We start from the raw sequence: 12,430 nt of genomic DNA on the forward strand, positions 1-12,430 counted from the left end.
GCCGCGGTCGGCAGCCGAGCCGGCATCGACCTCAGCGAAGCGGCCCGCTCGCGAGCGCAGAGAAACAGTCGAGCCGCAGCAACTCGATGATCTTGCGCGTCGGCACGCTGGCGCGCAGCGTGTCGAGCCGGTCGACGGTGAACCACTTGCAGCGGGCGATCTCGTTGCTCGCGCGCGGCGTCAGGTGCGCCGGCACGTCGGCCACGAACACGTGATGCAGCTTCGTCAGCCCGCCGAACTGCACCGCGTAGTCGAGCGCGAGCCCCTCCAGTCGCGTTTCCTCCGCGAGTTCCCGCAGCGCGGCTTCGAGCGGCGTCTCGCCGCGCCGGATCGTGCCGCCCGGTAGCGACCAGCGCGCCGCGGTGCGCGCGACCAGCAGCACGCTGCTGCGCTGGCGGCACACGATCGTGGCGCGTTCCTTGTTGACGGCGAGGGTATCCGGCCCGGTGCTCATGTTCTGGCAAAACAGGTGCTGAATCGTGGAGGAAAGGCCCGTCGGCTGCGCAGGGTTCGGCAGCAGGCGGCGACGGCATGCAAGCCGCCGCGCCGATGTTACCGGCCGTTCGTGACAGTCGCGTGCACCCCGCGCTCGTGCCACGCACGCCAGTTCACGCGTGCGTGTAGATGCCGCCGCGCGCCGGCTTCACGGGGCGCGAATGGCGGCGCTTGTGCACCGCACGCCGGTGACGAGGCGACGGCGCGGTGACGTGCCGGCGTGCGGGCGCGGGCCGAGCCGCCGGCGCGGCAGCGTGCGGCGCCGCGCCCGGCATGCCGGTTTGTCCTTCGCCGAAGTGGAAAGTCTGGTTTTGCGCGTGCGCGACGCCCAGCGTCGACGCCAGCACGAAGGCCGCCAGCCACAACCGTTTCATGAATGTTCCGCCTTGTTTGGGTAGGGATGAATGTCGCCCGCCAGCTTAGCCAACGGCGGGGTGCGACCGCAACCGGCGCGTTCGGTGTCGTCCCCGCTTGCGCGCGACGATGGGCTCGGCGCGACAGCCGGGTCCATCCGGGCTTGACAACATAATTCGTGAGTGTGAATATAAATTCACATACAAGAATTATTCGTCGAATCCGGAGAAACCGCGCCGCACGCGCCGGGCTGCCGGAACCGGCAGTCCGATCAACCGGAACCAGGAGCGAGACGCATGGCGGAACACGAGCAGCAGGGCGCGCTGGCAGGATTGCGCATCATCGATCTGTCGCGGGTGCTGGGCGGTCCGTACGCGACCCAGATCCTCGCCGATCACGGCGCGGAGGTGATCAAGGTCGAACCGCCGTCCGGCGACGAAACGCGAACGTGGGGCCCGCCGTTCGACGGCGACACCGCGTCGTACTTCCTCGGCGTGAACCGCAACAAGCTCGGCATCGCGCTCGACCTGACGCAGCCGGCCGATCGCGAGCGACTGCTCGGGCTGCTCGAACACGCGGACGCACTGGTCGAGAACTTCAAGATCGGCACGATGGAACGCTGGGGGCTCGGGTTCGACGCGCTGCATGCGCGGTTTCCGCGCCTCGTCCATTGCCGCGTGTCGGGTTTCGGCGCGGACGGCCCGCTCGGCGGGCTGCCGGGCTACGACGCGGCGGTGCAGGCGCTTGCGGGGCTGATGAGCGTCAACGGCGAAGCCGGCGGCGCGCCGCTGCGCGTCGGCGTGCCGATCGTCGATCTCGTCACGGGGCTGAACGCGGCGCTCGGCGTGCTGATGGCGCTGCGCGAGCGCGACGCCAGCGGCCGCGGCCAGTTCGTCGAGTCGACGCTGTTCGACTGCGCGCTGTCGATCCTTCATCCGCATACGCCGAACTTCTTCCATTCCGGCAACGCGCCCGTGCGCACCGGCAACGCGCATCCGAACATCACGCCGTACGACAGCTTTCCGACGGCGGGCGTCGACATCTTCCTCGCGGTCGGCAACAACGGGCAGTTCGCCGCGCTGTGCGACGTGCTCGGCACGCGCGACTGGCTCGACGATCCGCGCTTCGCGGACAACCGCGCGCGCAACCAGCATCGGACCGTGCTGCGCACGCTGCTCGAAACGGCGCTGGCCGCGCACGACGGCGCCGTGCTCGCCGAGCAACTGATGCGTCGCGGCGTGCCGTGCGCGCCCGTGCTCGGGCTCGATGCGGCGCTCGACCACCCGCATGTCGCGCATCGGCGGATGAAGGTCGAACTGGGCCGGCATCGCGGCATCGCGTCGCCGATCAAGCTGGGCCGCACGCCGGCCACGTACCGGCGTCCGCCGCCCGCGCTGAACGAACATGCGGCGCAGGTGTTCGCGGATGGCAACGACAACGACGACGGCCGGAGCTGACCGCCGTCGCGGCCGCCTGCCGTGCCGTGTCGCGGCACACATCATCGTTCGGACATCACGCCGGCCCGCGCGTCGACACGCACCGACAAGCGCACCGGCAGAAGAGGAGACGCATCATGCTCGCATCGATCGGCGCGGTCGCCATCGTCGCGCTGTTCGGCCTGATCATCACGAAGCGGCTGTCGCCGCTCGTCGCGCTGATCGTCGTGCCGGTGGCCGCGTCGCTCGCGGCCGGTTTCGGGCTGCAGACCGGCAAGTTCGTCGTGCACGGCGTACAGAACATCGGCCCGATCGCCGGGATGTTCGTTTTTGCGATTCTTTTTTTCGGTATCCTGACCGATGCGGGGATGCTCGACCCGATCATCGCCGGCGTGCTGCGCGTGATCGGCTGCCATCCGCCGCGCATCGTGATGGGCTCGGCGCTGCTCGCGCTGCTGATCCATCTCGACGGCTCCGGCGCGGTCACGTTCCTCGTCACGCTGCCGGCGATGATGCCGCTCTATACGCGGCTCGGGATGGATCGCCGCATCCTCGCGTGCGTCGCGTCGATGGCGGCCGGCGTCAACTTCCTGCCGTGGGTCGGGCCGATGCTGCGCGCATCGGCGGCGCTGCACATTCCCGGCTCGGCGATTTTCATGCCGATGATTCCGGTGCAGATGGTCGGGCTCGCGTTCGTATTCGGCACCGCCTGGGTGCTCGGCGTGCGCGAGGCGAAGCGGTTGGGGCTCGACCGCGCCGGCGCCGCATCGCTCGCGATCGCGCCGCGCGAGCTGACCGACGCCGAACGCGCGTTGCGCCGGCCGGGACGATTCGGGATCAACGTCGCGCTGACGCTCGTCGTGCTCGTCACGCTCGTGTCGGGCATCGTCGACCCGATGGTGATGTTCATGCTCGGCACGGTCGCCGCGCTCGTGATCAATTACCCGGACGTCCAGGCGCAGCGCGAGCGGATCGACGCGCATGCGAAGGCCGCGCTGATGATGGCGAGCGTGCTGCTCGCGGCCGGCGCGTTCACGGGAATCATGTCCGGCACCGGGATGCTCAAGGCGATGGCCGAGGTCGTCGTCGCGCACGTGCCCATCGAGCATGCGCGCCACATGCCGTTCGTGCTCGGGCTGCTGTCGATGCCGCTCAGCCTGCTGTTCGACCCCGATTCGTTCTACTTCGGCGTGCTGCCCGTGCTCGCGGAAAGCGGCAAGCTGCTCGGCGTGCCGCCGATCCGGATGGCGCAGGCCGCGCTGCTCGGCCAGATGACGACGGGCTTCCCGGTGAGCCCGCTCACGCCCGCGACGTTCCTGATCGTCGGCCTGACCGGCGTCGAGCTCGCCGAGCACCAGAAATTCACGATTCCGTTCCTGTTCGCCGCCACCGTGCTGATGGTATTCGCCGCGGTCGCGACGGGCGTGTTTCCGTTATGACCGTGCGCGTTGCCCCGACGCCACGTGCCGGCCGCCCGAAAGCGTTTTTCGTCGGCGCGACGGCCGGGGCGGCCCGGTGTCGTCGCGAAGGCGGCGCGGCCGTTCACGTTTTCCTGGAGAGCAATCCATGCAGTTCGACCTGACCGACGACCAGCGCGCGATCGAAAGCGCGATCGAGAAAATCTGCGAGCGCTTCGGCGACGACTACTGGCTCGAACGCGATCGCGTGGGCGGGTTCCCGGCCGATTTCCACGCGGCGCTCGCCGACGCCGGCTGGCTCGGCATCGCGATGGATCCGGCCTACGGCGGCGCCGGGCTCGGGATGACCGAAGCCGCGCTGATGATGCGCACGATCAGCGCATCGGGTGCCGGCTTGTCCGGCGCGTCGGCCGTGCACATGAACATCTTCGGGCTGAACCCGGTGCAGGTGTTCGGCAACGACGCGCAGAAGGCGCGCTTCCTGCCGCCGCTGATCGCCGGGCGCGACAAGGCGTGCTTCGCAGTGACCGAGCCCGACGCCGGGCTCGATACCGCGCACCTGAGCACGCAGGCGCGCCGCGACGGCGATCACTACGTGCTGAGCGGGCGCAAGATCTGGATCTCGACCGCGCAGGTGGCGAACAAGATGCTGATCATCGCGCGCACGACGCCGCTCGACCAGGTCGCGAAACCGACCGACGGGCTGAGCCTGTTCTATACCGACCTCGACCGTTCGCGCGTCGAGGTCCGCGAAATCGAGAAGATGGGCCGCAAGGCGGTCGATTCGAACATGCTGTTCATCGACAACCTGCGCGTGTCGCGCGACGACCTGATCGGCCACGAAGGCGACGGCTTCCGCTATCTGCTGCACGGCCTGAACCCCGAACGGATCCTGATCGCCGCCGAGGCGATCGGGCTCGGGCAGGCCGCGCTGCGCCGCGCGACGCAGTATGCGTGCGAGCGCGTCGTGTTCGGCCGGCCGATCGGGCAGAACCAGTCGATCCAGCATCCGCTCGCACAGGCGTGGATGCAGCTCGAAGCCGCTTGGCTGATGGTGATGAAGGCCGCGACGCGCTACGACGCGGGCCAGTCGTGCGGCGCGGAGGCGAACGCGGCGAAATACCTCGGTGCGGAAGCCGCGTTCCAGGCCTGCCAGACGGCGATCGCGACGCACGGCGGGATGGGGTATGCGAAGGAATACCATGTCGAGCGCTACCTGCGCGAGTGTATGATTCCGAGGCTCGCGCCCGTGAGTCCGCAACTGATCCTGTGCTACATCGCGGAGAAGGTGCTCGGGCTGCCGAAGTCGTACTGACCGTACCGACCCGGCGGCTCGCCCGGCGCGCGGTTTCCCGTTCCGAATCAAGCGCTCGTCATGGACGTCAAACTCGTTGCCCGCACGCTCGACCTGTTCGAGCTGTTCGCCGCCGAACGGCGGCCGCTGCCGCTGACCGAACTCGCGCGCCTGCTCAACGTGCCGGCATCGAGCTGTCTGGCGATGGCGCGCACGCTCGTGAGCCGCGGCTACCTGTACGAAGTGCGCAGGCGCGGCGGCTACTATCCGACGCGGCGCCTGCAGACGGTCGCCGCCGCGATCGACGCGACCGATCCGGTCGTCGACGTCGTGCATCCGCACCTCGTCGCGCTGCGCGACGCGAGCCGCGAAACCGCCGTGCTCGGCAAGATCCAGGGCGTGTCGGTCACGTACCTCGACGTCGTCGAATCCGAGCAGGCGATCCGTTATACGCGCCAGCCGGGCGAGTTGCGCCCGCTGCATGCGAACTCGATCGGCAAGGCGATCTTCGCGGAACTCGCGAGCGACGCGCAGCAGGCGCTCGGCGCGCAACTGCCGTTCGAACGCTTTACCGACGCGACGGTGGCCGACCTGCCGGCGCTCGTCGCGCAGACCGCGCGATTCCGCGAGCTCGGCTGGGCGGAGAACTTCGGCGAGAGCGCGCCCGAACTGTCGGCGATCGCGGTCGCGCTGACGCTCGACGGCGACTGGTACGGGCTGTCGGTCGTCGGGCCGACCGAGCGGATTCGCCAGCATCGCGACGCGCATGCGGCGCTGCTCGTCGACGCGAAGGCGCGGCTGCTGGCCGAGCACGCACGCGGGTAGGGCAGCGGCACCCGACGGCGCCGGCAGCGGGCCGTCGCCGGCGTGCGGTCCTGCCATGCCGGACACGGCCCGCCGCGCGTCACGCGCCGGCCCGTCGCACCGTCACGACTTCACCCACACGCCGCCCGCGCTCGGGTTGTCGCCCTGCGTCCACCATTTCGCGCAATACTTCGCGCCCTGGTACGTCACGCACGTGCCGCCCTGGTAGGCGGTCGTCGCCGACCACGCGGGCGTGCCGCCGCCGACCGGCTTCCACACGGCCGCCTGCCCGGGCACGTCGCCCTGCGTCCACCACTGCGCCTGATACGTCGTGCCCTGGTAGGTGACCGTCGCGCCGGCCGTATAGACCTGGCCGGCCGCCCACGGTGCGCCCGGCTGCGGCGTGCCGCCGTTCGTGCCGCCGCCGTAGTTCGGGTCCTGCGTGACGCCCGCGCCCCACTTGCCGTCGAGCTTCTTGAAGATCGTCGCGAACGCGTACGGCTGCTGCGCGACGCCCGAGCAGGTCGGCGACGCATACGTGCCGCCCGACGGACACGCCTGGTCGCGGCCGACCGACCAGTTGCCGAAGAAGCCGTAGCCGTTCGCGACCGCCGCGTTCAGTACGGTCTGCGCATTCGCGAGCGTGAACGTCTCGCCCTGCACGTCGTTGACGCCGATCATCGGCGTGACGCCGACCATCTGCCACAGCTGCGCATTGGTCTTCGGCTGGCCGGCCGACTTGAACGCCGTGTCGAGCTGCGAGTAGAGCGCCTGCGCGGCGCTGATCGCCGCGGCGCCCATGTCGATGTTCGCCGGACCGTAATCCATCGCCATCACGTTGACCGCATCGAACGCGGTCTTGTTCGCGATGGCCGCGTTGACGACGTTCACGCCGTCCTGCGTGAGCCCGGTCGGCATCGTCGGCAGCGTCAGCGTCACGTGCAGCGGCTTGCCCTTCGCCGCGTAGTCGGCCTGCAGTTGCGCGACGGCCTGGAAGTTGCGCGCGATCGCCGCCGTGTCCTGCTGCGACCCGCCCTCGATGTCGAAGTCGACGTGGGTGAGGCCGTACGTGTCGATCACCGTCTGGTACGCGGCTTTCAGCGCGGAGACCGTCGAGCACGCCTGCATCAGCGGCGTGCCGTTCGCGCCGCCGAACGACACGGCGACTTCGCCGCCTTTCGCGCGGTAGCTCGCGATCGACGTGGACAGCGCAGTCAGCAGGTCGCCGCTCGCGCCGTTGCCGATCGGCTGCACGCCGCCCCACGACGGCACGCAGCCGTTGCCCGCGACCACGAACGCGAGCGTGAACTGCTGGATGCCCTGGCGCACGCCGATCTGGTCGACCAGCGGTGTCGGATAGAGCGTCACGTCGACATAGGGCGCATAGACGCCGGCACCGTGCGACACGCTCGCCATCGCGAGCAGACAACCCGCGGCAAACGCACGCGGAACGAAACGCGTCAACGCATTGTTGTTCATTCTGTGTTCTCCAAGTGGAAGAGGGATACGCTGGCCTGCGTATCGCCGCCGATGGGGCGGCACGTGCCCCGCCGGCGGCGTGCCTATCTTGGAGGATTCGCGTCGAATAGGGAATTTAGGTGTTCTTCTTTTTGTTATTCGATTCCCGATACGTAACGAACTTGCCGATTCGGTCGCATTTCGAAACGCAGGGCGGGCACTTTTTCCGACCGATCGCGCGACGCGGTGCGTATGGACCGGTTCCAGCGAACCGGCGACGCACCGGCATGACGACTTCCGGCTCGCGTGCATCCGCATTCACGCGAGCGCCGCCGGAGAGCGCCGCCGGATGCGGGACGCGCGCCGGCTGGAACGCCGCGGCCTTCAGCGATACCAGCGCGGCGTATAGACCCATTCGCGCGCGTTGCCGATCGCGAATCGCCGCGTCGTCGACGAGCCGACGATCACCATCGTGCGCATGTCGACCTGGTCGCCGCGTAGCGCGCCGAGGGTCGTCGTCGAAAGCGTCGCGCCCGGCCGGCCGATGTCGCGGCCGAGCACGACCACCGTGTCGGCCGTGCGATGCGCGCGCACGATATCGAGCGCACGGTCGAGCTGCCACGGCCGCGCGCGCGAAATCGGGTTGTAGAACGCCATCACGAGATCGGCTTGCGCCGCATGCCGCAGGCGCGTCTCGATCACGTCCCACGGCTTCAGGTTGTCCGACAGCGAGATCGCGCAGAAGTCGTGGCCGAGCGGCGCGCCGGCCTGCGCGGCCGTCGCGAGCGACGCCGAGATGCCGGGCTCCACGCGCAGGTCGACTGCGGCCCATCGCGGGTCGCGCGCTGCGTCGAGCGCTTCGAGCACGGCCGCGGCCATCGCGAATACGCCGGGGTCGCCCGACGACACGACCGCGACGCGGCGGCCCTCGGCCGCCAGTTCGAACGCATGGCGCGCGCGCTGCATTTCCTCGCGATTGTCGGTGCCGTGCACGCGCTGGTCGGCCCGGAACGGGCCGGCCATGTTCACGTAGGTCGTATAGCCGAGGATGTCGGTCGCGTCCGCGAGCGCTGCGCGTGCGGCCGGCGTGAGCCACGCGCCGCCGCCCGGGCCGAGACCGAGCACCGTCAGGCGGCCGCGCGCGCGGCCGAGCGTCGCGGGATCGACCGGATGCGACGCGACCGCGCACGCGAGGCCGTTCGATTCTTCACGCAGCGTGTGGGGAACGCGCAATGCGCGAGCGAGCAGCGTGGCGGCGTCGGCGGGCGTATCGCGGTCGCTGTCGCTATCGACGAAGCGCAGCGGCACGTCGAGCGTGCTCGCCGCTGCTTCCAGTGCGGCGTCGCCGATCGCCGATGCGGGCGCGACGATGGCCGCGAGCGCCAGCCGGGCGAGACCCTGTTCGTCGAGCGTGGCTGCGACGCGCGCGGCCAGCGCTTCGTCGGCATGCACGGCATGAGCGGCGACGCCGACCACCACGCTGCGCGGATGAATCACGAGTTCGTCGCGCGCGCCACGCCACGCGTCGGGCGTCACGCGAATCGCGTGCGCGGCTGCGGCATCACGGGGCAGCGCGACGTCGTCGAGCCACGGCGCGGCGCCGTCGACGCGCGTCGACGCGCCCGCGAGCAGGTCGGACACGAAGCGCTTGCCCTGCGCGAGATCGGCGAGCGCATAGCCTTCGGGCGGATTGAGCACGCACGCGCCGAAGCGCAGTTCGCCGCTCGTCGTGATCGCGGGCGCGACGCCGACGCATTCGGCGATTTCGCGCGCGATCGCGTTGACGCCCGTCAGCCCGCCGAGCAGCGGCACGACGGCCGAACCGTCTTCCGCGACCGCGAGCACCGGCGGCTCGACGCCCTTGTCGGCGAGCGCGGGCGCGAGGCAGCGGATCACGATGCCGGCCGCGCACAGCGCGACGATCGGCAAGCCGCGCGCATACAGTTCGCGCAGGTGCGTGCCGAGTTCGTCGAACGGCACGTCGGCGTCGACGCGCGACGCGAGCCCGTGCACACGGGCGCCCGGGTAACGCATCTGGATGCGTTGCGCGGTATCGAGCGCGCTCGCGCCGAGAATCACGATCGCGGGCGCCGTCGTCATCCTTGCCATTTTTCCCCCGGCACGACGAGCAGCGAGAAATACGGCGACGCCATCGGATCGACCTCGTCGAGCGGCACGATGCGCTGGTTCGCCATCGTCGCGCGCTCGACGTACAGCGCGCGCTTCGCGAGCCCGAGTTCGTCGAGCACGCGCCGCACCTTGTCGAAGTTGCGGCCGAGCTTCATCACGACCGCCGCATCGGCGCGCGCGAGCCGCTCGCGCAGCTCGTGCTCGGGCAGCACGCCCGACAGCACCGACAGGCTCTGGTTGCGATAGACGAGCGGCTGGCCGAGCACCGCCGTGCCGCCGAGCATCGCGCACACGCCGGGGATCACCTCGGTGTCGTAACACGGCGCGAGGCGGTCGTGCAGGTACATGTACGAGCCGTAGAAGAACGGGTCGCCCTCGCAGATCACCGCGACGTCGCGGCCCGCATCGAGGTGCGCCGCGACGATCTCGGCCGCGGTGTCGTAGAAATCGGCGATCACCGTCTCGTAGCACAGCGGCGGCGGCAGCGCCTCGGTCGTCACCGGATAGACGAGCGGCAATTGCGTCTGCCCGTCGAGCAGGTGCGCTTCGACGATGCCGTACGCATTGCCTTTCTTGCCTTTCGCGACGAAATACGCGACCACGGGCGCCGCCTGCAGCACGCGCAGCGCCTTGATCGTCATCAGTTCGGGATCGCCGGGGCCGACGCCGACCCCGAACAGCCGTCCGTGCGCGCGCGTCATTCGACCTCCGTCGCCAGCGCATTGACCGCGGCAGCGGCCATCGCGCTGCCGCCGCGCCGGCCGAGCAGCGCGACGTACGGCACGCCGCGGCTGTCGGCATCGAGCATCGCCTTCGATTCGGCCGCGCCGATGAAGCCGACCGGGAAACCGAGGATCAGCGCGGGGCGTGGCGCGCCGGCGTCGATCATGTCGAGCAGGTGGAACAGCGCGGTCGGCGCGTTGCCGATCGCGACGACGCTGCCCGCGAGATGCGGGCGCCACAGTTCGAGCGCGGCGGCCGAACGCGTGTTGCCGAGGTGCCGTGCGAGGTCGGGCACCTCCGGCTCGCCGAGCGTGCAGATCACGCGATTGGCCGCCGGCAGCCGCGCGCGCGTGATGCCTTCGGCGACCATCCTCGCGTCGCACAGGATCGGCGCGCCGGCCGCGAGCGCCGCGCGGCCGGCCGCACCGGCACCGGCCGAGAAGCGCAGGTCGTACACGACGTCGACCATCCCGCACGCGTGGATCACGCGCACCGCGAGTTTCTCGAGATCGGGCGGAACCCGCGACAGGTCGGCCTCGGCGCGGATCGTCGCGAACGACTGGCGGTAGATTTCCTGCCCGTCGCGAATGTAGTCAAGCATCGGTGGTGTCCTGGCTGTGCCGCGCGTCCATGAGTCGGACCGCGGCCTGATCAATCGTCAGATGGCGCGCGAGTGGGGCGCCGAAGCCCGCGGCCGCGTCGCGCCGGTAAAGGTCGTAATGCGCGGGCGCCACCGCGACGAGCGTATGGGTGGCCGGGTGCGGCAGCGCGCAGTGGCGCTCGCAACCGGTCAGATGCACGTCGAGCGGATGGCCGACGCGCGCGGCGAGTGCGCGCGCGTCGTGTTTCGTGTCGGCGCGCGCTTTCGCGCAGCCCGTGCTGCCGGTGCAGGCGACGAGCGCGGCCAGCGGGTCGGACGACGCGCACACGAGGCCGAGCGACGCGAGTGCGTCGCGCATCGCAGCCGCGCGCTCGTTCGGCACGCCGTGCACGAACACGCCTTGCCACGGCGTCATCGACAGCGTGCCGTCGCCGTCGGCTTCGGCCAGTACGGCGAGCCGCTCCAGTTGCGTCGCGTCGAGCCGCCCGAGCGCGAATTGCGCGCCGACGCTGCAACGCGCCGTGTCGCGCGACGGGCGGGCGCCGAAACGCAGCGCTGGGTCGACGCGCGTGCGCCGCCAGCCGGCAAGCGCCGGATCGGCCGCGAGCGGGAAGGGCAGGTAGTGTTGCGCGCGCGCGAGCAGCGTGGGCTCGCCGCACGTCGCAAGCAATGCGCGCATCCGCGTGACGTCGGCCGGCGCGAGATCGAGGAACGCGAGCAGCAGCGCGCGAACCAGTGCCACGCCCTGATCGACGGACACGTCGACCGAAGCGGGCCGATCGCCGTGCGCCACCGGCGGACAGCCGGCCAGCCCCGCCGCCAGGCGTACCGCGCCGTCGCCGCGGCGCCACGCGGCCAGCCAGATGTCGTGCTGATGATCGAGCGCCGCGACCGTTTCGCCGCCGTCGAGCTGAATCGAGAATTTCGGCGACAATTCGCCGCGACGCGGCTCGCTCGCGAGCATGTCGAGCAGCGGCACGGCGAGCGCGTAACTATCGACGAGTGCGGCGGGGTCGTGCCCGGCGAGCGGGCTCAACATCACGTTGCGGACGTCGTCGCTCGCCGCGAGCGCGGCCGCATTGACGATGGTGGCGTCGTCGGCGCTTGCGCGCGGGCCGAGCCCCGCATCGAGCAACGCGCGCGCCAGCGCATCGGCCGCGCCGTCGCGAATGCCGCGCAGCTGGAGATTCGCGCGATTGGTCGCATCGATCGCGCCGGAGCCGTACAGGCGCGCGGCGGCGGCGATCGCGCGCGCCTGGCGCGCGTCGAGCCGGCCGCCCGGCAGCTTGATCCGGCACAGCCCGCCGTCGGCGGCCGCGACCACGCGCACGAGCCCCGGGCAGGCCGACGGGCGCACGACGGACGACGCAGGAATCGAATCGGGAACGGAACTCAACGGGATAGCGCAACAGTGTGGCGCCGCGGCCAACGCATCGGTACACCCCGCCCGACGCCGACTGGCACGCACGCACTTTCTGGCCGGCAGGTCTCCTGGCTGACAGGTCGGCGCCGGCTCCCGGCCTTCCCGGTGAAACCAGTGGCATGAGGGGGGATCGGCTCGCTGTCTACAGTTGCGGGGGCAGCCACAGCGGCGCGCGGTGCGCCCTGTGTTCCCTCTTCGGCCCCGAAGGGCACCGGCGAACGAACGGCCGTAGGATACCCGATTTCGGCCGCGATTCGCGACCGGCTGGCCGTTCGCGGCGGGCGGCGCAGGCAA

Annotated in this window: 12 protein-coding genes and 1 riboswitch; of the genes, 4 read left to right on the top strand and 8 right to left on the bottom strand. The window is 70.5% G+C overall.

The genetic code is table 11. The annotated features are described in order from the left end of the window. Positions 1 to 31: 31 nt before the first annotated feature. Together WS54_RS21575 and WS54_RS21580 are read right to left on the bottom strand one after the other, a co-directional pair. On the bottom strand, positions 32 to 454 hold the full coding sequence (locus WS54_RS21575; RefSeq protein ID WP_034207306.1) for an NUDIX hydrolase: 423 nt from the start codon (positions 452 to 454) through the stop codon (positions 32 to 34). 154 nt (positions 455 to 608) lie between these two features. After that, positions 609 to 869, bottom strand: coding sequence for a hypothetical protein (locus tag WS54_RS21580; RefSeq protein WP_059785728.1), 261 nt, complete (start codon positions 867 to 869; stop codon positions 609 to 611). 276 nt (positions 870 to 1,145) lie between these two features. Between WS54_RS21580 and WS54_RS21585 the strand changes: the two genes are divergently transcribed. The 4 genes from WS54_RS21585 to WS54_RS21600 all read left to right on the top strand — a co-directional run bounded on the left by WS54_RS21585 (position 1,146) and on the right by WS54_RS21600 (position 5,822). After that, complete coding sequence (locus tag WS54_RS21585; protein ID WP_059785731.1) at positions 1,146 to 2,306, top strand: CaiB/BaiF CoA transferase family protein; 1,161 nt, start codon at positions 1,146 to 1,148, stop codon at positions 2,304 to 2,306. Positions 2,307 to 2,422: 116 nt separating this feature from the next. Further along, complete coding sequence (locus WS54_RS21590; RefSeq protein WP_059785733.1) at positions 2,423 to 3,724, top strand: CitMHS family transporter; 1,302 nt, start codon at positions 2,423 to 2,425, stop codon at positions 3,722 to 3,724. A 127-nt stretch (positions 3,725 to 3,851) separates the two neighbouring features. Continuing rightward, positions 3,852 to 5,018, top strand: a complete 1,167-nt coding sequence (locus tag WS54_RS21595) for an acyl-CoA dehydrogenase family protein (RefSeq protein WP_059785736.1) — start codon at positions 3,852 to 3,854, stop codon at positions 5,016 to 5,018. A gap of 60 nt (positions 5,019 to 5,078) precedes the next feature. After that, positions 5,079 to 5,822 (top strand): IclR family transcriptional regulator, encoded by a 744-nt coding sequence (locus WS54_RS21600; RefSeq protein ID WP_059785740.1) that lies wholly within the window; start codon positions 5,079 to 5,081, stop codon positions 5,820 to 5,822. Between the two features lie 102 nt (positions 5,823 to 5,924). Here WS54_RS21600 and WS54_RS21605 read toward each other — a convergent pair whose 3' ends face one another. From WS54_RS21605 to cobG, 6 genes are all read right to left on the bottom strand, one after another. Beyond that, entirely contained in the window at positions 5,925 to 7,280 is a 1,356-nt protein-coding gene (locus tag WS54_RS21605; RefSeq protein WP_059785743.1) for a chitinase, read from the bottom strand. Positions 7,281 to 7,395: 115 nt separating this feature from the next. Next, entirely contained in the window at positions 7,396 to 7,674 is a 279-nt protein-coding gene (locus WS54_RS33870) for a hypothetical protein (RefSeq protein ID WP_059785746.1), read from the bottom strand. Continuing rightward, positions 7,644 to 9,359, bottom strand: a complete 1,716-nt coding sequence (gene cobJ / locus WS54_RS21615; RefSeq protein WP_059785748.1) for a precorrin-3B C(17)-methyltransferase — start codon at positions 9,357 to 9,359, stop codon at positions 7,644 to 7,646. Before cobJ ends, WS54_RS33870 begins: the two co-directional genes overlap by 31 nt. Continuing rightward, the gene (locus tag WS54_RS21620; RefSeq protein WP_059785751.1) at positions 9,356 to 10,090 is read right to left on the bottom strand and encodes a precorrin-2 C(20)-methyltransferase; all 735 of its coding nucleotides are present in this window, start codon (positions 10,088 to 10,090) and stop codon (positions 9,356 to 9,358) included. The genes cobJ and WS54_RS21620 overlap by 4 nt, the downstream gene beginning before the upstream one ends. Beyond that, positions 10,087 to 10,713, bottom strand: a complete 627-nt coding sequence (locus WS54_RS21625; RefSeq protein ID WP_034207315.1) for a precorrin-8X methylmutase — start codon at positions 10,711 to 10,713, stop codon at positions 10,087 to 10,089. The genes WS54_RS21620 and WS54_RS21625 overlap by 4 nt, the downstream gene beginning before the upstream one ends. Beyond that, entirely contained in the window at positions 10,706 to 12,070 is a 1,365-nt protein-coding gene (gene cobG / locus WS54_RS21630) for a precorrin-3B synthase (RefSeq protein WP_335671906.1), read from the bottom strand. Before cobG ends, WS54_RS21625 begins: the two co-directional genes overlap by 8 nt. 107 nt (positions 12,071 to 12,177) lie before the next feature. After that, positions 12,178 to 12,367: riboswitch (cobalamin riboswitch) on the bottom strand. Positions 12,368 to 12,430 lie beyond the last annotated feature (63 nt).

Source organism: Burkholderia sp. NRF60-BP8 (assembly GCF_001522585.2).
In the GTDB taxonomy this organism is placed as follows: Bacteria; Pseudomonadota; Gammaproteobacteria; order Burkholderiales; family Burkholderiaceae; genus Burkholderia.